The 21,401-nt window shown below is 59.0% G+C and carries 13 protein-coding genes and 11 pseudogenes; 15 read left to right on the plus strand and 9 right to left on the minus strand.

All coding sequences use genetic code 11. The annotated features are described in order from the left end of the window. Positions 1–5 precede the first annotated feature (5 nt). Positions 6–674: a transposase DNA-binding-containing protein gene (locus P6U27_RS30590; protein WP_407194503.1), complete on the minus strand. Its 669-nt coding sequence runs from the start codon at positions 672–674 to the stop codon at positions 6–8. Positions 675–833: 159 nt separating this feature from the next. Between P6U27_RS30590 and P6U27_RS30595 the strand changes: the two are divergent. Further along, positions 834–1,207, plus strand: a pseudogene (locus tag P6U27_RS30595) (IS481 family transposase); the annotation flags it as partial. A 184-nt stretch (positions 1,208–1,391) separates the two neighbouring features. On the opposite strand, the gene P6U27_RS30600 reads toward P6U27_RS30595, so the two are convergent. The 4 genes and pseudogenes from P6U27_RS30600 to P6U27_RS30615 all read right to left on the minus strand — a co-directional run bounded on the left by P6U27_RS30600 (position 1,392) and on the right by P6U27_RS30615 (position 3,410). Continuing rightward, positions 1,392–1,703: a hypothetical protein gene (locus tag P6U27_RS30600; RefSeq protein WP_407193093.1), complete on the minus strand. Its 312-nt coding sequence runs from the start codon at positions 1,701–1,703 to the stop codon at positions 1,392–1,394. Then, a pseudogene (tnpB, locus tag P6U27_RS30605) lies at positions 1,640–1,894 on the minus strand (IS66 family insertion sequence element accessory protein TnpB); the annotation flags it as partial. The pseudogene tnpB (P6U27_RS30605) and the gene P6U27_RS30600, both read right to left, overlap by 64 nt. Next, entirely contained in the window at positions 1,891–2,298 is a 408-nt protein-coding gene (gene tnpA, locus P6U27_RS30610; protein WP_209296671.1) for an IS66-like element accessory protein TnpA, read from the minus strand. The pseudogene tnpB (P6U27_RS30605) and the gene tnpA, both read right to left, overlap by 4 nt. Positions 2,299–2,354: 56 nt before the next feature. Further along, positions 2,355–3,410, minus strand: coding sequence for a RimK family alpha-L-glutamate ligase (locus P6U27_RS30615; protein ID WP_407193094.1), 1,056 nt, complete (start codon positions 3,408–3,410; stop codon positions 2,355–2,357). A gap of 385 nt (positions 3,411–3,795) precedes the next feature. Here P6U27_RS30615 and P6U27_RS30620 point away from each other — a divergent pair. From P6U27_RS30620 to P6U27_RS30630, 3 pseudogenes are all read left to right on the plus strand, one after another. Further along, positions 3,796–4,945 (plus strand): annotated as a pseudogene (locus P6U27_RS30620) (IS3 family transposase). An 89-nt stretch (positions 4,946–5,034) separates the two neighbouring features. Then, positions 5,035–6,074: pseudogene (locus P6U27_RS30625) on the plus strand (IS110 family transposase). 10 nt (positions 6,075–6,084) lie between these two features. Next, positions 6,085–7,095 (plus strand): annotated as a pseudogene (locus tag P6U27_RS30630) (IS110 family transposase); the annotation flags it as partial. A gap of 348 nt (positions 7,096–7,443) precedes the next feature. On the opposite strand, the pseudogene tnpC (P6U27_RS30635) reads toward P6U27_RS30630, so the two are convergent. Further along, a pseudogene (tnpC, locus tag P6U27_RS30635) lies at positions 7,444–8,233 on the minus strand (IS66 family transposase); the annotation flags it as partial. A 47-nt stretch (positions 8,234–8,280) separates the two neighbouring features. Here tnpC (P6U27_RS30635) and P6U27_RS30640 point away from each other — a divergent pair. The 4 genes and pseudogenes from P6U27_RS30640 to P6U27_RS30655 all read left to right on the plus strand — a co-directional run bounded on the left by P6U27_RS30640 (position 8,281) and on the right by P6U27_RS30655 (position 10,686). Beyond that, positions 8,281–8,478, plus strand: a complete 198-nt coding sequence (locus P6U27_RS30640; RefSeq protein ID WP_407194550.1) for a hypothetical protein — start codon at positions 8,281–8,283, stop codon at positions 8,476–8,478. Continuing rightward, positions 8,475–8,840 (plus strand): hypothetical protein, encoded by a 366-nt coding sequence (locus P6U27_RS30645; protein ID WP_407193095.1) that lies wholly within the window; start codon positions 8,475–8,477, stop codon positions 8,838–8,840. The genes P6U27_RS30640 and P6U27_RS30645 overlap by 4 nt, the downstream gene beginning before the upstream one ends. A 323-nt stretch (positions 8,841–9,163) precedes the next feature. Then, positions 9,164–10,236: pseudogene (locus P6U27_RS30650) on the plus strand (IS3 family transposase). 282 nt (positions 10,237–10,518) lie between these two features. Continuing rightward, complete coding sequence (locus P6U27_RS30655) at positions 10,519–10,686, plus strand: hypothetical protein (protein ID WP_407193096.1); 168 nt, start codon at positions 10,519–10,521, stop codon at positions 10,684–10,686. Between the two features lie 457 nt (positions 10,687–11,143). On the opposite strand, the gene P6U27_RS30660 is transcribed toward P6U27_RS30655, so the two are convergent. Continuing rightward, the gene (locus tag P6U27_RS30660; RefSeq protein ID WP_407194504.1) at positions 11,144–12,061 is read right to left on the minus strand and encodes a TauD/TfdA dioxygenase family protein; all 918 of its coding nucleotides are present in this window, start codon (positions 12,059–12,061) and stop codon (positions 11,144–11,146) included. 1,202 nt (positions 12,062–13,263) lie between these two features. On the opposite strand from P6U27_RS30660, the pseudogene P6U27_RS30665 reads away from it, so the two are divergent. From P6U27_RS30665 to P6U27_RS30680, 4 genes and pseudogenes are all read left to right on the plus strand, one after another. Further along, positions 13,264–14,084: pseudogene (locus P6U27_RS30665) on the plus strand (IS5 family transposase). 273 nt (positions 14,085–14,357) lie between these two features. Then, positions 14,358–14,993: pseudogene (locus P6U27_RS30670) on the plus strand (DDE-type integrase/transposase/recombinase); the annotation flags it as partial. A gap of 79 nt (positions 14,994–15,072) precedes the next feature. Continuing rightward, positions 15,073–15,201, plus strand: a complete 129-nt coding sequence (locus tag P6U27_RS30675; protein ID WP_407194505.1) for a hypothetical protein — start codon at positions 15,073–15,075, stop codon at positions 15,199–15,201. A gap of 800 nt (positions 15,202–16,001) precedes the next feature. Further along, the gene (locus tag P6U27_RS30680) at positions 16,002–17,654 is read left to right on the plus strand and encodes a class I adenylate-forming enzyme family protein (protein WP_407193097.1); all 1,653 of its coding nucleotides are present in this window, start codon (positions 16,002–16,004) and stop codon (positions 17,652–17,654) included. Positions 17,655–17,758: 104 nt separating this feature from the next. Here the strand turns inward: P6U27_RS30680 and P6U27_RS30685 are convergent, their stop codons facing one another. Then, positions 17,759–18,442, minus strand: coding sequence for a maturase (locus P6U27_RS30685; RefSeq protein ID WP_407193098.1), 684 nt, complete (start codon positions 18,440–18,442; stop codon positions 17,759–17,761). Positions 18,443–18,557: 115 nt separating this feature from the next. Here P6U27_RS30685 and P6U27_RS30690 point away from each other — a divergent pair, with 115 nt between their 5' ends. The 3 genes and pseudogenes from P6U27_RS30690 to tnpC (P6U27_RS30700) all read left to right on the plus strand — a co-directional run. Then, positions 18,558–18,776 carry a transposase gene (locus tag P6U27_RS30690; RefSeq protein ID WP_407193099.1) on the plus strand — a complete coding sequence of 73 codons (219 nt, stop codon included), beginning with the start codon at positions 18,558–18,560 and terminating at the stop codon, positions 18,774–18,776. A 205-nt stretch (positions 18,777–18,981) separates the two neighbouring features. Next, the gene (gene tnpB, locus P6U27_RS30695; protein WP_407193100.1) at positions 18,982–19,233 is read left to right on the plus strand and encodes an IS66 family insertion sequence element accessory protein TnpB; all 252 of its coding nucleotides are present in this window, start codon (positions 18,982–18,984) and stop codon (positions 19,231–19,233) included. A 113-nt stretch (positions 19,234–19,346) separates the two neighbouring features. Beyond that, positions 19,347–20,637: pseudogene (gene tnpC / locus P6U27_RS30700) on the plus strand (IS66 family transposase); the annotation flags it as partial. A gap of 123 nt (positions 20,638–20,760) precedes the next feature. Here tnpC (P6U27_RS30700) and P6U27_RS30705 read toward each other — a convergent pair. Then, a pseudogene (locus P6U27_RS30705) lies at positions 20,761–21,276 on the minus strand (reverse transcriptase domain-containing protein); the annotation flags it as partial. Between the last annotated feature and the right edge of the window lie 125 nt (positions 21,277–21,401).

The following is a 21,401-nucleotide window of genomic DNA, read 5'->3' on the forward strand; positions in this document are numbered from 1 at the left end:
CGCTTTCACGGTCGCCGATATGAATGCAACCCGCCGGCTGTCCGAGCCGCTCGATCGACTGTTGAGATTGTCGAGCCAGCGAACGCTTTCCTTCTTCTCAATCGGAACGCGGGTCGGGTTGATCTTCTTCTTGAGCTGCCCGTGCCTTTGAACTTTTTCCGTGTCCAGAACTTCACCGCCGCCAAGCCCAGCGGTAGGCCCTCGACAGTCACGGCGAGACTGGAATGCATCAGCATTCCGCAGACCGTGCGATGGCGCCAACGGCCGTCCTTGTCCCGGCCGCTGTTGACGCTCTTGGTCAGGCCAATAGCGCTCGTGTTTGCGCGCTGGTAGGAGAATTCCGTCGTGTCCTGAATAAGGAGGATCGGGCCTCTACAATCATCGTAACGCGCGTGCGTGGCGGCGAAGTGACCGCTGAGGATGTCGGCTTCCTCCACGCGCTCGTTGGCGAAGAAGCGGTAAGCCGCCTCCGTGTTCGCCCAGTCCTGGCACGCGAACGGTATGCTCCCGCCCATGCCGTCACCAATTTGCTTCAACAGCTCGCTAAATCGTTGACCGAGACGGGCATCCTTGAACGCTGTCTTGTCGATCTCGCGCTCCGTCCAATGTTCGACGACACTTTCATCACCATCATCCGGCTCGGCCGACCAACGACACGTCCCGCTTGAACACATCAAGGCACCTCGCCGTCGCGATTCAGGTGCCCGACAATGGATCACAAGCGATTCATCCGATTCAAGATTTTTCGATCAGGACTGCCGCAATCGAATCAAGCATTTGTGGGTAATTGAAAGCTCCACCGGACTTACTCCTCACGGAGATGGCGCTCACTCACCGATCCGGCCGGCGACAGTTGGACCGCGGCTGACATCAAGGAGAAGATCGAGCGGAAGGAGTTCTTCTGGGCGCATGCTTTCGTCGTCGCCTGCGCCCGCAACGATATCGATCATCGCCTTCACCAAGCCCAAACATCCCTGACCAACGGTCAAGTCGAACGCATGAACTGAACAATCAAGGACGCCAGGGTCAAGCGCTTCTACTACGAGACTTACGCCGAGCTCTCTCAGACTCGTCAACGCCTACAACTTCGCCAACCGACTCAAAACTCTCAAAGGCCTCACACGAGTTCATCTGCAGGGACTGGACAAAAGAGCCAGAACGATTCACCCTCAATCCGCTCCAGCTAATGCCGGGACTAAACAACTAGCGCAACCGCTACGGGATCTGGCGCTACGCTATGCCGATGGCGCGCACCTGCTCGCGACTCCATCCGCAGGCGCGAACTTAGGACTGCACAAAACTGAATGAGGCCAACTGTTGAGAACTGTCCGGTGGACAGTACAAAGGCTGCACCTCATTGTATCCATCCGGGCTAGACCGCGGACAGGAGCTCACCGATCCCAGCGCTTGAGGAGCTCGGGGTCGTCCTTGTGCATCCTGATGAGCTCGGTCAGGTTCTCGATGCCGAAGTCGGTGAACGCCATGACCTGGTCGTCACCTATGCCGTAAACCCAGATGACGCCATCCTCAGTGTCCATTCCGTTGGCCACGTCCCAGAGCCAGTCCTCGTCTTCGCCGAGGTCTTTTGCGACGCGAGCGATGGCAACAGATAGCTCATCTGCGCCTGCGAGATCGACACTACGCCGTCCGCCAGCGACGGCCAGACAAAACGACCTCTCTCGAGTTTTTTCGTAAACAGGCATGCTCCCTGGCCGTCATGCCAGATCACTTTCAATAGATCGCCTCTGCGTCCGCGGAAGCAGAACAAATGACCACTCAGCGGATCGCGGCGCAGCACCTCTTGCACCTGCAGTGACAATGAGGCGAAGCCTTTACGCATGTCGGTGTGGCCCGTCGCCAGCCACACCCGAACTCCCGTAGGAACCGGAATCATCGCGGATCCAAAACCTCGATGATCCGGCGAAGCGCCTCAACGTCAACGCCCGCATCAACAATGACCCGCCGCCTGCCGGTTAGCTCGATCTCGATCCGACGCTCCGTCGAATGTACGGTCGCGCTCTCCGATGACGCCGCCACCGACGCCGCGGGCACCCCCTCGGCCACAACTGCCCTGACAAAGCCAGCCTCGGATTTGGTCCCCGTCGCCGCGAAGGCTCTTCGCCAGGTCACCAATAGAGAACGCGACAAGCCGTACCGCCGGGCTGTCGCCGCAACCAGGCGCGGCTCGGATAGGCTCTCCAAAACAATCCGCGCCTTCTCTTCCTCAGACCAACGCCGCCGCCGGCCCGTATCAACCACTTCCAGTCGATTCAACGTACTGATCGTATGGCTGTCCATACGTACAGTTCTCAACCATCAGGCCAGCCCGCCGCAAGGCGTCTCTCCTCGGAGGCTTACACCTCATTAGGAGAATGAGACTTCTGAAAGTGATCAATAATTAGCTCCGCAACCTTATCCGAACGATCTATTCCAGAAGCTAACTGAGCATCGTAAAGCCCGCCCGGGTCGGCAATGTTAACTTCCATTACATAGGGATAAGCTAGATCTATTCCGACGAAATTGATCCCATGTTCCATCAGTTTTTGACCTATCAACTCGGCAAGCTCGATTTCACCGGAATGCAAATCGACTGGAATTGCCTTTCCTCCTTGCGCAATATTTGACCTATGATCGTCTGCGCGCCGCTTCCGACCATGCCAGGCAGTCGCCTGTCCGCAAACAACGATGACGCGTTTTTCGCCTTGCGCTACTTCGGGGATAAATTGCTGAAGAATAGCGTACTCAGCTTTAAACCCGCTTAGCCCATGGCGGGGTTGGCGTTGTATGACGGTGCGGAATTCCTGTTCTGGGAGAGGGCGAAATCCGATTTCTCCGAAAGCATTTCCGGTAAGGCATTGGAGGATCGTTCGAACATTTGGTCCGTTAGGAGGGAGTAGGAAGACGTTCTGGCCGCAAGAGGCGTTGGGCGGCTTGGCTACCCACCACTGATCTGGGCTCTGTTGATAGCGATCAGAAAGTAGCGAGAAATCATTGGACGCATACGAGTAAGCTCTGTTGTTTTTTGGTACGAGGTAGCCCAAAGCATGTTTGGTGTTTAGAAGCATCATGCCTTCGATGCTGTTAACGAAGGCGGTATGTTGGGAGGCGAGCCACAGCATTTGCCAGACGTCACGAGCCACGCTAGAGTGGGGCTCACTGTTGGCCCAGATCAGCTGACATTCGTCAAAAAAATATACGCTCAGGGTCTCTTGTGCGGCAGAGCTGACGTGACGCGGCTCACCGCTGCCTTGTACCGTCACCCCTTGTGTGAAATAGCGGTAGTCATCTGCCGCAATCGCATTAATCTCGCCGAAAATTACCTCCCAGCCGAAACGACGGAATGCGTTACTGATTAGTACATCATTTTCACCTAAGCAATCCGCACGGCTTGTGAGTATGAGCAATCTCATGACGCTCTCCTGATCATATTTGGCAAGTGCACAGTCCAGAGCGTCGATGGTACCGAGATGGCCAGCTGCCATCATCATAAAGTAAGCGGACGGTACCTCGAATTAAAATTTAGACGCCGTTCGCGACGATCTGCTCTGCCGCTGTGACATTCGGCTTCGCATCCACTCCACGTTGCCAAAAAGCAATCGCCGTGCCAGCGTTGCTCCCACTGTGAGCTAATAACTAGTTGAAATGCGCGCTCCGCGAAGAACATCATCGTTTTAAGCCTGACAATACTTGTACCATTGTCAGAAACCAGACAACGGTCGCTGGCCTCCAACCGGTAGAACCGGCGCTCGTCGCAAGGTGTTTTCGGCGCTCTCATTTGACGAATTACAAGTGCCAATGCTGAAGGAGCACGAAGCTGGCGTTTCGGTCGCCGATCTGTGCCGCAAGCATGGCGTCAGTGACGCCAGCATCTACAAATGGAAGGCAAAATTCGGCGGGATGGAGGTGTCGGAGGCCAAGCGGCTGAAGACCCTGGAGGACGAGAACACACGACTGAAGCGGCTCTTGGCCGACGCCATGCTGGACAATGCGGCCTTGAAAGATCTCCTGGGAAAGAAATGGTGATGCCCGCTGCCAAGCGGAAAGCTGTCGCCCATCTCGTGGACGTCTACGGAATGAGCGAACGGCGGGCGTGTAAAGCCATCGGCTGCTGCCGCATGACGATGAGATACAAGGCGACCCGCGCAGATGATGCCGGCCTTCGCCAGCGCATGAGGGCGATCGCCCAGGAACGTCGCCGTTTCGGTTACCGCCGCCTGCACGTGCTGCTCAAGCGGGAGGGTTATCTGGTCAACCATAAGAAGCTCTTCCGGCTCTACCGGGAAGAGAGGCTCGCGGTACGCGCCGTAGTGGCCGCAAGCGGGCAATTGGGACCAGGGCACCGATGATGGCGCCGATGGCCCCCAACGATCGTTGGTCGCTCGACTTCGTGTCGGATCAGCTCACCAACGGCCGTCGCTTCCGCATTCTGACCGTGGTCGACGATTGCACCCGCGAGTGTCTGGCGCTGGTGGCCGATACCTCGCTCTCGGGCGCCCGGGTGGCGCGGGAACTGGACCGCCTGATCACCGAGCGCGGCAAGCCCAAGACGGTGGTTAGCGACAACGGCACCGAACTCACCAGCAACGCCATTCTGACGTGGGCCGATCAGAGCCGCGTCGCTTGGCACTACATCGCGCCAGGCAAGCCCATGCAGAACGCCTTCATCGAGAGCTTCAACGGCCGGCTGCGGGATGAATTGTTGAACGAGACGTTGTTCACCTCGCTGGCCCAGGCCCGCGTCGCGCTCGGATGCTGGCGCGCGGATTACAACGACACACGACCACACTCACGGCTCGGATGGAGGACGCCGTCCGAGTTCGCCATCACCTGCAACCCGCGACGGGATCTGGCGCTGCGCTATGCTGAGGGCTCCGCGCCAGCTCCCGTCGCTACCACCGCCCAAATGGACAAATCCAACGACCGGGGCGAACTCAGGAATGGATAAAACTTGATGTGGTGGAACGGCCCGCTCCAACAGCATCAAAGTGCTAGAACGTGGTCGTTGTTCGAACGCCACAAAGGAGGGACCGTTCCGTGAAACAGGTTAGCACCATCGGGTTAGATTTGGCCAAGCACGTCTTCCAAGTTCACGGCGCGGATGCGGGGGGCTCGCCCGTGTTCAACAGGAAATTGCGGCGCAGCGAGGTTCTGCGCTTCTTCGAGAAACTGCCACCATGCCTGGTGGGAATGGAAGCCTGCGGTAGCGCCCACTATTGGGCGCGCGAGATCGCAGCTCTCGGTCATGAGGTGCGGCTCATTCCGCCGGCTTATGTCAAACCCTTCGTAAAGCGAGGCAAAACGGATGCGGCGGACGCAGAGGCCATCAGCGAAGCGGTGATCCGCAAGACCATGCGCTTCGTCCCGATCAAGACGGCCGAGCAACAGGCTGCCGCGATGGTGCTGAAGGCCCGCGCTCTTCTAGTGCGGCAGCGAACGCAGGCGGTCAACGCGTTGCGCGCGCATCTGGCCGAATTGGGCATCATCGCCACCGCTGGCCTGGCAAAGATTGAGGCGCTGGTCGCAATCGTACGGGATGAGACAGATGCTCGCCTGCCCGCAGCAGCGCGCTTCGCGCTGAGGGCTATTGCCGACGAGATTGAAGCTTCAGCCGACCAAATCGAGAGACTCGAGCGCGCGATTGTTGTGGAGACCAAGCACGACGAGGACATGCGTCGGTTGACCACGATACCTGGCGTCGGCGCCATCACGGCAGCGACCATCAAGGCGCTCGTGCCGGATCCCGGCGGGTTCAAGTCGGCTCGCCACTTTGCCGCCTGGCTGGGATTGACGCCGCGGCCTCATTCAAGCGGAGGCAAAGAGCGACTGGGAGGAATACGAAGATGGGAAATCCGGAACTCCGCTCTCTGCTCGTTGTCGGGGCGACGGCCGTCTTGCGGGTTGTCCGAAACGACGCTCGGGCGCGGCCGTGGCTGAAGGCGCTTCTCGCCAGACGGCCCTTCAAGGTTGCCGCGGTCGCGCAGGCCAACAAGACGGCGCGGATCATCTGGGCGCTTCTGAACAAGGGCGGGACGTACCGACGTCCCGACCCGCTGACTGCCGCGGCCGCCGTCTGATAGACACAGGAGGTTCTTCGGTGAGGTTGATGCTTCGGCCACCAACATGCGCCGCGTCTTAGAACGGATCGCCAACCGCCGCGTCCACTTCTCTTACGAAGCCGGCCCGACTGGCTATGGTCTTTCCGCCTGGATCCGGTCGCTCGGCCACGAGTGCACGGTGGTGGCGCCATCGCTGATCCCAAGGAAGGCGGGCGATCGGGTGAAGACGAATCGCCGGGACGCCGTTTCTCTCGCGCGTCTGCTACGCGCTGGCGAGCTGACTGCGGTATGGGTTCCCGATGAAGGCCACGAGGCGATGCGGGATCTCGTTCGCGCGCGAGCGGCAGCGGTTGAGGCGCTGAGGGTTCACCGGCAACAGGTGAGCGCCTTCATGCTCAAGCACGGCCGTACCTACCCTCGCAAGAAAGGTTGGACGATGCGCCTATCTGCGCTGGCTTCAGGAGCAGCAGTTCGATCACCCCGAACATCAGATCGCGCTCCAGGAGATGGTCGAAGCAGTTCGCGTCGCCAGGGAGCGGGTCGAACGTCTGGAGCGCACGATCGAAGAGTTCGTCTCGGTATGGTCTCTGGAGCCACTCGTACGGGCGCTTCAGACATTGCGAGGCATCGATCTGATCGTCGCGGTGACATTCGCGACTGAAGTCGGTGACGCGAGCCGGTTTGAGAGCCCCCGTCAACTCATGGGTTATCTCGGCCTGGTGCCGGGCGAGCGATCGTCTGGGGAGACCGTCAGGCGGGGCGGCATCACCAAGGCCGGCAACGGCCGCGTTCGCCACATGTTGGTCGAGAGCGCCTGGAATATCGACACGGGCCGAAGATCGGCAAGACAAAGCTATACCGGCTCGAGCAAACTTCGCCAGCAGTGCGAGAGATTGCTTGGAAGGCGCAGAGCCGCTTGACGGCCCGCTACCGGAAGTTGGCTGCGCGCGGCAAGCGAACGACGGTGGTCTGCACCGCTATCGCCTGTGAATTGGTCGGGTTCATGTGGGCCGTTGCCAGGCAAGTGCAGCCGGCCTGATTAGGCGCACTTCTCATCATCGTGCATGGGCGGAGGCGGGACCATGGCAGAGGGAATGCCCGTCAGACGCTTTGTGGCCGGCAAGCGCCGACGCCCGCAGTAAGATAGGAGCAGACCTCGGACGCACAATCGGGAATGCGGTAGCCAATCCGCGCATCAGAGCTTGATCACCGACGTCCTTCGGTTCCGCCTCCACCTATGCACGACCATCTCTATGAACAGCCGATCGACGATCGGACGATGCTCTACGTCTCAATCCTTGACAAGGACATCCAGAGCGTAGCTCTGCGGCCCTTTTGATTGACGCCTGACGCCTATTCTGAGCGCGTGGTGCGTCGCCGCGGCTTACTCCCAATGACGCAGCGCGTAACGCAGGGCCTTCGCCGTTTCGCTCTTCTGCGCAAGGGTGAGCAAGCTTGGGCTCAAACCACTCTTCAAGGCTGTAGCCAGAGGCCGGGCATGCGCTTGTTGCCCCGCGCGGCGCTCGTCCGTAGATCGGCCGCGGAGTGCCTTCTCGACCGTGTAAAGCTGGGCGATGCGCTCGAGGGCCTTGCGGGCAACCGGAGCTGGCGCCGGCGCAGCCTCCCGCTCGATCTTCACAAACTGGCGCTGCAGATGCCACCCGCAGAAGGCGAGCGTCCCCGACAGGGCGTTCGCGCGCGTCTCTCGGGTCATGGTCTTGTAAGCCTGATAGCCGTCGCAGTGATGATGCCGCGATAGCCCTCAAGCAGCCGCAAGCCATGAACGGCGCCGCGGCCCAGTGCATAGGCATAGACCACCCCAGGCGGATCAGGTCCGGCCCAAGGCTTGTCATCGCGTGGCAGCGCCTAGAAGTAGCCGGTTTTTGTCCTGCCGCGCCCCGGATCCAGCACCAGCGCCGGGGTCTCATCGACACAGAGCTTCGAGGAGGCCAGCAGAAGCTGGCGCAGACGATGCCACAAGGGCTTCAATTCCTGGGCGGCATAGCCGACCCAGAAGGCGAGCGTGGAATGGTCGATGGCGATACCGTGCGTCGCCAGCATCTGCGCCTGCCGGTAAAGCGGCAAATGCCAATGATACTTCGCTCGATCACATGCGCGACCAGCCGCTTGGTGGGCAATCCTCCCATGATCAGTCGCTCGGGCGCGGCGTGCTGGATGGGCCTGTTTCTCGGTAAGAGCGATCCGTCCCTTTGGGGGTAAGTTCGTGGAAAGTCTCGGCCGTAAAATGGACGGCGGCTATATTGCGCCTGCAACTATTCAGCCTGATCAGGCGCTGCTGCAGAAATACGCCGAACAGGCAAATGGTCAGGCAGGGCTGATCGCGTTGCGCAACGCTGGAGTCGTGAGAATTCGCTCCGAGTTGCAGCGAGTCAGGACAACCTTTGCGGGGAGCGACACATGAGCTGGGTCAAAACTTGGGAAGGGGGCGTCGAAAAGGACTGGTTAGACCAGCTTGATCGCGTCAATTTCCTCCACCAGCGCATAGCCGCTCTTGCGAGTGTCGAGATTTGGCGCCGGACAAGGGGTGGTAATCAATCTGAGGCAGGTCTTCACTTTGTCTTGACCGAGACGTATGTTCGTTATGTTCGCGAACTGCACTTGGGCGCCCTTATTAAAATCCGGACATCCTCATTGCCTCGGACACGAAACGATTTCATCTTCTTCATCGCCTCGAAAGCGCGGGCGATCTCGTTTGTATGGTCGAGACGCTCCATCTATGCTTTGATCCAGTGGCTCGAAGGCAAGATTGTTCGAGGAGCATGACCATGCAGAAATCCATCCTGGTTGAACGAGTGCTTTTGATTACTTACGGGGATTGATTGCCGACCATCGCATCATCTAGGGAGTAGCTCGACCGGGTGTCCATCAGACCGGCGGCAACTCACCCAGGCAGTTTCTTCCTTTGCTGCGTACCAACATTGTTGATCACGGTTGCGAACACGAAGCCCTTCTTCTGACGATGGTCCAGGTCTCGGTTCATCAAGCCGACCAGCGGAAAGATTGACCCCATTGAAGGCAGGCAAGCTGGACCATTTTGGCTAGAGTTCTCGCTGCCGAATCCCCTCGGCTGGGAGAAGCGACGGACCATGAAGGCCTCGAAGTTTTCGGATGCCCAGAAGGCGTTCATCCCGAAACAGGGCAATGACGGGTTGCGGTGGCGGAGATCTGCCGTAAAGCCCGGATCAGCCAGGCTGACGTACTTCAATTAAAGCAGAAGTATGACGGACTACTGCCGACCGAGATGCGTCAGCTGAAGCAGCTCGAGGAGGAGAACGGCAAGCTGGAGAAGCTGGTCGCGGACCTGTCGCTCGACAAGAAGATGCTGCAGGATGTAATCTGCCGAAAGCTATGAAGCCTGGTCGGAAGCGCATACTGGTCGACGCGGTCCGCAGCGAATGGCAGGTCTCGATCCGCAGGGCCTGTGCCGCTCTCGAATTTGGCGCTCGACCCACCACTACAGGTGCCTTCGCTCCGGCCAGGCCGCCCTCGAGCAGAAGATCAAGGAGATCTGCCATGTTCGTATCCGCTACGGTTATCGTCGTGTTCACGTCCTGCTGCGTCGTGAAGGCTGGCGTCATGGGCAGAACAAGACCCGTCGCATCTATCGCGAATTGGGCCGGCAATTGCACAACAAAACGCCCACGCGCCGGTTCAAGGCCAAGCTGCGCGATGATCGCAGGCCGGCACACGATCGAACGAGACCTGGCCGATGGATTCGTCCATGATCAGTTGGCGAGCGGACAAAGCTTCGACTTGCGATCATCGATACCTTGTCCCGCTTCTCGCCGGCGCTGGCGCCGCGATTCACCTTTCGCGGCACCGACGTCGTGGAGGTGTTGGAAAGGGCCAGCAAGGAAGTGGGGTTCCCGGCAACGACCCGCGTGGATCAAGGCAGCGAGTTCGGGTCGCGTGATCTTGAGCCTACCAGCGCGGCGTCGCGCTCGACTTCTCAAGCCTGGCAAGCCGACTGACAACGCCTTTATCGAGCGTTCAACGGCCGCTTCCGGGCCGAATGCCTCAACGCGCATTGTTCCTGTCCCTTGTAGACGCCCAGGAAAAAGTGGAGACTTGGCGCAGATACTATAAGGAGGAACGGCCCCACGGGGCGATCGGCAACCGCAGATTTTGCACGGCATTCCCAGTCCGCCAACGTGATTGAGGCGCAAAACTCTAGTTCTGGCTGGTCTAAAGTTCGGTCTCGCTGCAAAAGGCCCGAGACTCTACCTGCCGTTCGATGAAAGTTCGGTGGCAGGTCATCTCGACGACACGTTTGAGCTCCTGTCTCTAAATCGGCTGGAGGCAGAAGAGAGCCTTAGGCCAGCGCCGTCGCCAGAGGCTTCTCCAGCAACCTTTTTCACATGGGCTTCTAAGGCGCTGACGTATTGTCCGTTCAATTCCGCTATTGCTGAGTTGAAGAGCTGAAGGTGATGCAAGATCGAAGGTGCGCGATCACATCTGGAATTTTGATTGCGTGGCCCTGCGCGGCTTCCTTGCCGCGGAAACGATTCGTCTTGGGATGTACAACCGGCTGCGCGATAAAGTCGGTGTATTAGCAGGAGGGGTCAACAGTCCAAGGTTGGGTGTCGATTGCCAGCGCCGCGGTTTGTGAATTGTCTCAGCTACATTGTAGACGCCGGCGGCGTCCGATTCTGTAACAAGAGACATCCGTTGCACCAACATGCGAATCTTGGGTCGCAGCATCAACGAGTACTGCGACCAGAAAGGATGATTGTGCGTTCGCGCCCGGTTTCCGTTGAAAGGATCTCGTTCGTTCTTTTTTCGATAGAAGCACATTTGGCTCTTGGACTGTTCGGGCTGAACCTCTGATCAGCGGCGCCATTCGTTCCGAGGCCGTAGCTCGAGAGAAAGCTCCCCATCGGCCCCAAAGCTGTCTGGCGAACAGAACCTCTGAATCTCATTTGCTCTCTTCAGGAATAGAACTCGGATAGTCCATGCCGATTTGAGCGCGCGGCTAAGTAACTGCTTAACAAGCCGATGTCCATCGAAGCTGAGCAATGCATCCTCTGGGCACCGCAGCCAAGTCGGGCGTAGTATCTGCGAACGCGCTAGGTGGCCCTCGCGGAGGGAGGCTTGACCGCCTTCACTCGGGTCACGCTGCGCCGACCGTCGACGCTAGTGGGCAGATCGCCACTGATCGTGGCGCGACGAACTATTCGACGCAGATCACCGTAATCGTTGACGGCATAGTGTTGCGTCGCACGATTGTCCCAGATTGCGACATCGCCCTCCTTCCAGTTCCAGCGCACAGTATTTTCAGGGGCAGTGACATGAGACTGGAAGAGATCCAACAGCTTTTGTCCGTCATACTTCGGGATCCCAACAAAACCCTGCACGTAATAACCGAGCACCAGCGCGCGCTCTGCGGTCTCGGGGTGAACCCGCACAGCGGGATGTTCAGTCTCATATATTGTGCTAGTGAAGACCTCTTCATAATATTTCTTATCGGCCTCGGTGGTGGAGGGCCTGATACCGTAGTCGTTGGTATGAACGGCCCAGAGCTCGTCGGCAAGCCGTTGCAGCGGCTGCGCTAGGTCAAGATAGGCAGCAGCCGTATTTGACCAGACTGTATCACCGCCGAATGGAGGAACTACGACGCCTCGCAGCACCGTAATCTTGGGATAGGCTGCCATGAAGGTCCCGTCGCTGTGCCACAGGTCAACCCGGAACCGCGCAGAATCGACCTCTAGGATCGACGCGGTTCCCTTCGTAGCACCAAGCGTTGGGTGCGGCACGAGCGTTCCAAAGCGAAGTGCGAAACGCTCGTGCTCGGCGTCGTTGAGATGACCCTGATCGCGGAAGAAAATAACCTTATGCTTGAGCAGCAGTTGGTCGATCGCAGCGATCGTTTGGTCAGGCAAATCGCCTGATAGTTTGATATTTCTAATTTCAGCGCCGATGCGAGCAGCGCGTTTGACGACGTCGGAACGCGGAACAACTTTATCGATCCAAGCTGTGTCTATCATCATGATATCCTTCAGGTTCAGGTTTCTTTGCAAGACAAGTCTGTACTAGTTAGCTGCCGCGGTACGACAGCTTGAATGTCAGATCCGGGCGTATAGAGCGATTGACGCGTATACGCGGCGATTGGCTCGTTGATGAGTCTTCGTGGGGTGCAAATCGGCTGGAGACAATTTCCCGACTGGTAGCGGGATCAATCGGTTTGAATCCAGAAGAACTCGCAAAGATCTGGGTGCGGGCGGAGGGCAGACGGCGATCGTGACATTCATGTTTGAAGCTCATGTTCTGGCCCACCCCAAGCAACCATCGTGCCATTCGCGCGTTGGGCCGCGGAGCCATTGACGCAGCGGTCGCAAGGCATCGAGCAGTGTGGTTGGATACACCCGCGCACGTGATTCGGTTTTGGTGTCGAGCATCGCGTTCAATTTGAGGCGTTTGCGTTCTGAACCCGACACAGTGTTGACGTGGGTACTCTGCCTGCGCGGCGCGAAGTACATGCCCTCCTTCAAGCAGGGCACCTGCCAGCCTTTAATGGCACTGCAGAGTTAGCTTAATGGATCAACTAGATCGCTCGCTGGCTCCCGATCATTGCTCTTTTCAAATCAGCTGTATTTACATCGCCATCCGCGCCAGCGATAATTCGCTCGGAACCTCGCCATCCTTTGTTGTTCGCACGCAGTTACAAGCATCGAATTCGGTCCGGCGCTGTCCTTTGTGCACGATTGAGTCTCCAATGGGGCTCATCGCTAAAGCACGATGCCGCTCGCCGAGTGCTGATGCGCCATTCACTTTCGCATTCCACACCGAACTAGGTGGTAGCTCGATCGTCGATCTCTCAGTGTCGGTAGCCATTCACAAGCGAAGGAATGCACCGCATAGCTGAACGACGAGGATAAAGCACGCGGAACAATGACGAATGCTGCGGCTTTGGCATGTTTTGATTTTAGTCGGCGACTGGCGACGCGCGGTACATTTTTTCTCAGCGGTTCGCGCAGCCTGGCGCCGTGGCCGGCGTCTGCACGTTGTGATCGCTCTCCGCGGCAGAGCAAGCTCAGCAGACGTTTGGATCAAAAAGGGTTGACCGCTCGCGCTAAGGCAACTCGCACAACGGCTCAATCGCGATCAAACGCATACTACTGAGCAGTGCTGGGAACGCGATGTTGACTATGTTCGTGTACTCAATACGTCTAGCAGATCAGGGCGGACCATGATTAAAGCTAACGAACATCGGGGCTGGGTGCGCTACGACCTGACGGATTTCGAGTGGAGTGTTATCGAACCCTCCGAAGGAGGGTCGAGGTCGCGAGCCAAGCAACAACCGCCGCGTTCTCAACCGCATCTTCTGGGGACTGCGCGTGGGAGCGCCATGGCGCGATCTGCCCGAGCGATAGGGGCCTTATACGATCGCTTAGAATCGCTTCAACCGCTGGCGCAAACCGGGCATCTGGGACCGGCATGATGGATGCGGTCATCAAGGCACACGATGGCAAGGTGCAGATGATCGAAATCGTGCGGTTCCATCAGCATGCTTCCGGGGTGAGAAAGAGTGGAGATCGTTGTGTGGGCTGGAGCCGACGCGGCCTCACAACCAAAATCCACGCGCGCGTCGACGCGCGAGGCCGCCCGGTCCGCCTCATGATAACCTCCGGCGAGGCCCACGACGCGACGTGCGCCGACGACGGGCTCGATGCGCGCGCCGTCGGGATCGCCGACAAAGGCTATGACGCCGATCTTGTTCGTGCCCACATCCGTGATCAAGGTGCGATCCCCAACATTCCCAACAGATCCAACCGGAAGAGGAAGTTCCGGAGGAAGAAAGCCATCTATCGCGAGCGCAACCACGTTGAGCGCTTCTTCAACAAACTGAAGTAGTTTCGACTCATCGCCACCCGCTACGACAAGCTCGGCGCGACGTTCTTCGCTTTCTTTCAACTCGGGGTGCGGCCTCAATTGAACGAAGCCAAATTCGCACGGAAGCTGAACTGCCGCCCTTTTCGACCGGACACCGGCGTTAGCCGGAGGAGCTAGGCCTAGTCCTAGGAGCCCGTCTAAGTAATGCTTAGCGTGCGCGGAGGAGAGAGGTCGGATTTTTTGCATCGCGCCCGTTTGAGATTAGCGGGCCCCGGGCCCGGCGGCTGGAGGAACGGGTTCGAGACCTCGAACGCCTGCTGGGCCGCGAGACCATGGAGATCGAGATCCTCAACGAGGCTCTTGATCTTGCACGGGTAAAAAAACCGACCTTGCCGTCGCGATCGCAGGCACCGGAGGATACCCGTGAAACGGATCGCAGAGACCCTCGGGGTGGCCCGTTCCAACCTGATTGAGCGAGCGGGTGGCAAGCGTCCGAAGCGCGGTCCCCAGACCCGCGCCGGGGATGCGGAGCTCACGTCTGATATCCGTCGCCTGGTGGATAGCCGCCCAAGCGATGGATACCGGCGGATCGCCGCGCTCCTCAAGCGCGAGCGGCGATCCGCCGGCCACGACCCTGTCAACGCCAAGCGCGTCTACCGACTGATGAAGAACAGCGGCTTGTTGCTGGCCCGGCATATAGGGCGCCGCACCCCGCGGGCCCATGACGGAACGATCATGACAAGCCGCTCCAACGAGCGTTGGTGTTCGGATGCGCTGGAATTCACCTGCTGGAATGGCGAGATCGTGCGGGTTGCCTTTGCCCTGGACAGCCACGACCGCGAGGTCATCAGCTGGGTGGCCACAACGGCTGGGATCTCCGGCGAGATGATCCGGGACATGATGGTCCACTGTGTCGAACAGCGGTCCGCCGACATCCGCGCTCCGCGCAAGGTGCAATGGCTGACCGACAATGGCTCCATCTTCGCCGCCTATCGCACCCTTGAGATTGCCGCCGCCCTGAACCTCGAGTCCTGCTTCACGCCGGTCGAAAGCCCCGAGAGCAACGGCATGGCCGAGGCGTTCGTCAAGACCTACAAGCGTGACTATGTTCGTGTGAACCCGATCCCTGACGCGAGCACCGCCGCTGCAGCGGATCGACCAATGGATGGAGGATTACAACTCGGAACACCCGCACTCCCGGCTGGGCTACCCGGTCACCGCGGGAGTACATTGCATCACTCAAACGAGCCGAGTGTCCGGTCTGACGGGGGCAACTCCAGAAAGTCAGGACTAGAGGATCAGCCATGGTTGAGAAGGTATAGCGAACGAAAGTGTAATCGCATTTGCGGGTCGTTGAAATCGTTAGCTCGGCTGCAACGCGTTATTGCGCGCTTGTTCTGCGATTTTGGCGCCGACATTCAGGAGGTCGGGCGCGATCCGCTTCGCCGGAGTTCCCCACGCCGCGATGGCAGAGCGCGTGGTTCAAATTCCTGAACTTTAACAAATCCAGCATCGTCATCGACCCCACTTGGCGGATGGTAGTGGAATGTTGTGGACCCCGATGGAGAATTGCGCATCTGCTTGATGCCCGAGATATGTACCGCAGATTGCCCGAGATGATCTCGCCGCCACCGGGAACGGCGTCCCGAGCTGATCTACCTCGAAGCAAGCTGGTTTGACTGGTCGAGGGCTCCCATTAATCCCGAGCCATCTCCTGAACGCGACGGCGCCGCCTACCAAGTAAGGCAATCCAATATTCCCCACCAGACCTGGCAGTGTCCCGATGTGAGCTGATAAGGTACAGCCACTACTTATTAGTCGTCTTATTACGATGCGAGAAGAGGAATGGTCATAATCAAACTATCCAACTGAGCGCCGCAATCCTCTATAAACATTCGAGTGAGTGTGTACACGTGAAACCCAACGGATTGCCCTGCCGCTTCGTGTCGGCATCAAGCAATGAGAAGACTGCACATCGACGGTTAAGGGCGCCAGCAGTCGTAAGTGTCACGTGCATGCTTAAGGCAGGCTGAGGTCTCGGACATCCACCCGTCGAGCAGTCGCTAACCGTCTACGAGTTAATAGGAACGAAAAATGTTTCCTACAAAAGTGCGCAGACCTCCGCTTCGGGAACGGGTTGAAAATGTGCTGCGCAAAATCGAGGTACTTGAAGCGGCATATGAGACGATCACCATCGGTCAGCTGGTGTCCAGTAAGGCAAGAGAACACGGCACAAGGATCGCACTTGATGTTTTTGACCGCGACCAGCGCGCCACCTACTCCGAGATGGACGAGCTGTCTAACAAATATGCGCATGCCTTGCGTGCATTCGGCGTGCGTCGGGGCGAACGCGTAGGGGTGATGCTGCCCAACCGGATCGAATTCCCGATTCTATGGTTCGCAATAGCGAAGCTCGGAGCGGTAATCGTCCCGATTAACATGCGCTACACGCCCAGAGAGATAGAATACGTTCTGAGAGATGCAGAGGCAAAGTTCGTCGTCGTCGACGAATCTGCGTGGTCATCGTTTGATGCGATAAAGGCGAGGCCGCAAGGTCTCACAACTGAACAAGCGATTGTTGTAGGACAGCAATTTAAGGGGGCATCCACTACCCTTGATAAGGTGCTCAGAGGAGTGGCGGATACTTTGGTGACGGAAGATATCCGTCCCAGTGACTTGTTGAGCATTCAGTATACTTCCGGGACAACGGGCTTTCCGAAAGGCTGCATGTTAACTCACGATTACTGGGGCGTGTTCTCGTACCAGGCGGCGAGTTGGGACGGACAGCCGTACAAGAGATGTCTATCTGCCCAGCCGTTCTTCTATGTCGATGGGCCATGGCATCTTCTGCAATCGTACCGACATGGTGGCACGCACTACCTGGGACCGCAACTGAGCTCGTCTCGCTTCATCGGTTGGGTCAAGCAGCACCGCATCGAATGGTGCCAATGTCCCGAGCTGATAGCCCGCCAGGCGGAGGCCGACGACGAAGATGGGACGACATGCTTGAAGCAGATTCTGAATTGGGGCTGGGGGGCTGATACGGTGCGTCGTTTTCGGAAACGATTTCGAGTGCGGACCCAGGAGGCTTACGGGATGACAGAAATCGGCTTCGGTACCCGAATGGCGACTGATTTTGATGATCTGGCCGACTCCGGATCTGTAGGGATTCACGCACCCTTTCGGGCGCTGAAGCTGACAAGAGAGGATGGGAGTCTCACGCCGGTAGGTGAGATTGGCGAGCTCTGGGTAAGAGGGCGCGGAGTGTTCAATGGATATTGGAAAAAGCCGGACGCAAATGCGGCGTCGTTTCACGGGGAATGGTTCAGGACCGGTGATCTGATGCGTTGCGACGAGCTCGGCTTTTATTGGCTCGTGGGGCGGACAAAGGATATGATCCGTCGCTCAAGCGAGAACATCGCTGCACTCGAGGTGGAGGCCGTGATCCGGGAGATTCCCGAGATTTCCGATGTAGCGGCCGTGCCGGTTCGCGATGCGAAGCGCGGCGAGGAGGTGAAGATTTGCGTCCAATTAAGGGACGGCGTTAGGCCAGACGATCACGCCGTCCAGCGCATACTCGATCACGCCCGCACTCACCTCGCCGCGTTTAAGGTACCGCGGTACATTGGCTTCATTTCATTGCTTCCTAGGACCGCGTCTAGCAACAAAGTGCTCAAACGCGAGCTGATGGCAACTAGCGATCCACTTGCGGGAGTTTACGATACTGAGGAGAAGCGCTGGAGGTAGGTGCAGCTTCTCACCAATAGGAGGTGTGCACCTGCTGTTTCAGTACGTAAATCGGTCCGACGAACCAGGTTGTTCCCACTGGCATTCTATGACTGCCAGCGATCCTACGAAGGATATGTTGATTTCGAGATACTGCTTTGTAGGCCCGGGCGCTCTTCAGAATCTGCCCAAGGGGAAGACTGGGTCGTGGTCGAGTAGCTCGGCCATTTGGCTTTGCCCTCACAGATCCGGGCGGGCGGCTTTCCCGCACCCGGCTCTTCCCGAGAGTAACCCGCGTCATATCCGCGCCTGCGCCCACTGCGAGTGATGCGTGGAGTTGGCAAGCGGAAGCGTGCCGTCAGGGTCTCGAACTCCGGCCAGCCCATGCGCCGACTTTTCTGGCTGCGCCGTCTCAGACAACGCAGCCAGGTTCGACGCACTTCGCGGTAGAAGCCGTTGAGCGCTGGATAGTTGTGCGGCCTGCCATAGTAGCCATAGTGCCCGCGCAGCACGGCGGCGAACCACTCGTGCTGCTTGGCCAGTGGCGCGTGCATGAGCCGCCAGGCGTCCTGGCGCAACGCCGTCAGCTTGCGCGTCAGGCGTTTCCCTTCCGTCTTGTGCTTCACGATGAACCGGCCATCTCGGGTCCGCCCGCAGTAGTGGGTGAAGCCCAGGAAGGCGAAGGTTTCTGGCCGCCGATCGCCGCGCCGCTGACGCGAGAGGGCCGCGAACCGGCCAAACTCGATCAACCGCGTCTTGTCTTCATGGAGCGTCAGGCCGAAGCTGGCCAGTCGCACCTTGAGGGCCAAGAGCATTTCCTGCGCATCGGCCTTGCTCGTACGCCTCCGACGAGGACCGTCTTGCGTGACGGGTGGTAATTCGCGAAGCGTGTGACCTTAAGTCTAGCTTTAAGGTCATCAGGCGATGCGGGTCGAGGTTTTGGGCGGGCTCGAGCGGCGGCGGCGTTGGTCGCAGGACGACAAGGCACGGATTGTCGAGGAGACGCTGGCACCGGGCGCGAAGGTAACTGAGGTTGCGCGGCGCAACGGAGTAGCGGCCAGCCTGGTGTTTACCTGGCGTCGCCAAGCACGACATCGGAACAAGTTGCACCATCTTTTACGCCGGTGCAGATCGCCGCCGTAGCAGCCTCGGCTGAAGAAACTCCGAAGCTTTTGCCTACGGTTGATGGCCGAGTTCGTTCGGCGGCAGCTGCGCGTACTGGATTGATAGAGATCGATCTCGGCAACCGACGGTGCATCCGGGTGGATGCGCACGTCGATCCGGAGGCGTTGGCGCGGGTCCTCGATGTGCTTGGACGCCGATGATTTCTGTACCAGGGAATGTGCGAGTGTGGCTGGCTACAGGCTACACGGATATGCGCAGAGGCTTTCCATCGCTGGCCCTCCAAGTGCAGGAGGTGCTGCACAAAGAACCGCTTAGCGGTCATTTGTTTGTCTTCCGTGGTCGCCGCAGCGATCTTGTGAAGGTGATCTGGCACGATGGTCAGGGAGCCTGCTTGTTCACAAGAAAACTCGACAGAGGAAAGTTTATCTGGCCATCGGTTGCCGGTGAAGCGGTAACGATCTCGCTGCGCAGTTGAGCTACCTGCTGTCCGGGATCGATTGGCGCAATCCGCAAGAAACCCAGCGCCCGACGCGGGTCGGATAATCGTTTTGGGTTTGAATCTGATGCTCGATCTGATTCAATGGCTTCATGACATCGAAGCCGGACGATCTTCCGTCGGACTCTCGCAAGCGCCTACCTTGCGCTGCTGGCCGAGCGCGAGGCGTTGCAGGCTGAACGCGATGTGGCAGTCGCGGATGCCGCCAACGCGCGGGCGGAGCTGTCGGACAGCGAGGTGCTGATCGCTCATCTTGAGCTACGGATCGAGAAGCTCAAACGCGAACTGCACGGGCAGCGCTCCGAGCGCACGGCGCGGCTACTTGAGCAGTTGGAATTGGAGCTCGAAGAACTCGCCACCACGGCGACCGAGAATGAGCTGGCTGCGCAGGCTGCCGCGGCAAAAACCCAGAGCGTGAGCGCCTTCACGCGCAAGCGGCCGGTGCGCAAACCGTGGCCGGACGACATCGAACGTGAGCGCGTCGTCATCAAGGCTCCAACGACCTGCGCCTGCTGCAGCGGATCGCGGCTGGCGAAGGTCGGCGAGGATGTGACCAAGACGCTGGAGGAGATTCCGCGTCGCTTTAAGGTCATCGAGACGGTACGCGAGAAGTTCACCTGCCGCGATTGCGAGAAGATCAGCCAGCCGCCGGCACCGTTCCATGCGACGCCCCGCGGCTTCATCGGCCCACAATTGCTGGCGACGATTTTGTTCGACAAATTCGGCATGCATATCCCGCTCAACCGCCAGAGCGTGCGCGGCTTCGAGCCGTTGTTCGACCCAAAAAGGAAAGCAATGCCGATCACGCCGGCATTTTGCCTGGCCCATGCGCGGCGGGGATTCTTCGAGCTGGCTGACATCGAGAAAGCCGCCCGGGAAGGCAAGGGCAAACCGGTCTCTCCGATCGCGCTGGAGGCGGTCAGGCGTCTGGATGCGTTGTTCGAGATCGAGCGCGCCATCAACGGCCGTAGCGCCGACGAGCGGCGTGCCGTGCGCCAGGAGCGAAGCAAGCCGCTGCTCGACGACATGCACGACTGGCTGCTCCGCGAGCGAGAAAGCCTCTCGCGCTCCGCCGAGGTCCTGAAGCCCATGAACTACATGCTTAAGCGCTGGGACGACTTCGTCCGCTTCCTCGACGATGGCAGGATCTGCTTGACCAACAATTGCGCTGAGCGTGCATTGAGAGGCATTGCCTTGGGAAGGCGCAACTGGACCTTCGCTGGCAGCCAGCGTGGCGCCGATCGTGCAGCTATCATGCTGACGATGATCACGACCTGTCGCCTCAACGACGTCGATCCCAAGGCTTGGCTCGCCGACGTCCTCGCCCGGATCGCTGATCTTCCCACCTCGCGTCTGCGCGAACTGCTGCCCTGGGAATGGAAGCTCCTGCACCAAGCCGGCAAGTCCGCCAATCAGCAAGCCGCTGACCCTTCACGCAACGCCATCGTAGAACTCGCCGTGCTCGCGCGCATGCGTCAATCAGGCGGCCTTCGTCGTATGCGTACCCTTGCTCTCGAATCCCATGACGAAGTCGTCCGCGTAGCGCACGGTCACAATGCGACCGCGTGCATGGCGACGACGCCATTGGTGGGCCCAGAGATCGAGGATGTAGTGCAGGAAGATGTTGGCAAGGAGCGGGCTGATGCCTGCCCCTTGCGGCGTGCCCCTGTCCGTCTCTTGCTTCTCGCCGCTCTCAAGAACGCCAGCTCGCAGCCACAGCTCAATGAGCCGTAGGATACGAGGATCGGCGATCCTGTGCGCCACCATCCGCAGCAGCCACTCGTGGTCGACCGAGTCGAAGAAGCTGCGAATGTCGGCATCGAGCACCCAGTTCACGCGCTGGCTCATGATCGCCGTATGCAGGGCATCAAGCGCCATATGAGGATTCCGCCCCGGCCGGAAGCCGTAGGAGAATCCGAGGAAGTCGACCTCGTAGACCGCGCTCAACACCTCGGCCACCGCGCTTTGGACGATCTTGTCCTCGAGCGCCGGCACACCGAGAGGCCGCTTGCCGCCATCGGCTTACTGCTGTTCGCTCCTAGCGAGAAAATGCCGCCAGGGTACGAGGTCACAACACCCCAATGACGTGCGAGGTACCAGCGGAGGAGGCCGGGCGCTCCGAAACCCCGGCCATCTCCGCACCCGGC

The organism is Bradyrhizobium sp. STM 3566 (genome assembly GCF_045571445.1).
Classification (GTDB): domain Bacteria; phylum Pseudomonadota; class Alphaproteobacteria; order Rhizobiales; family Xanthobacteraceae; genus Bradyrhizobium; species Bradyrhizobium vignae.

Bases quoted from the DNA above. Each gene is read 5' to 3' on its own strand.
- P6U27_RS30590 (WP_407194503.1), bottom strand. From the start codon at position 674: ATGTGTTCAAGCGGGACGTGTCGTTGGTCGGCCGAGCCGGATGATGGT.
- P6U27_RS30600 (WP_407193093.1), bottom strand. From the start codon at position 1,703: ATGCCTGTTTACGAAAAAACTCGAGAGAGGTCGTTTTGTCTGGCCGTC.
- tnpA (WP_209296671.1), bottom strand. From the start codon at position 2,298: ATGGACAGCCATACGATCAGTACGTTGAATCGACTGGAAGTGGTTGAT.
- P6U27_RS30615 (WP_407193094.1), bottom strand. From the start codon at position 3,410: ATGAGATTGCTCATACTCACAAGCCGTGCGGATTGCTTAGGTGAAAAT.
- P6U27_RS30645 (WP_407193095.1), top strand. From the start codon at position 8,475: ATGAGCTGGGTCAAAACTTGGGAAGGGGGCGTCGAAAAGGACTGGTTA.
- P6U27_RS30660 (WP_407194504.1), bottom strand. From the start codon at position 12,061: ATGATAGACACAGCTTGGATCGATAAAGTTGTTCCGCGTTCCGACGTC.
- P6U27_RS30675 (WP_407194505.1), top strand. From the start codon at position 15,073: ATGGAGGATTACAACTCGGAACACCCGCACTCCCGGCTGGGCTACCCG.
- P6U27_RS30680 (WP_407193097.1), top strand. From the start codon at position 16,002: ATGTTTCCTACAAAAGTGCGCAGACCTCCGCTTCGGGAACGGGTTGAA.
- P6U27_RS30690 (WP_407193099.1), top strand. From the start codon at position 18,558: ATGCGGGTCGAGGTTTTGGGCGGGCTCGAGCGGCGGCGGCGTTGGTCG.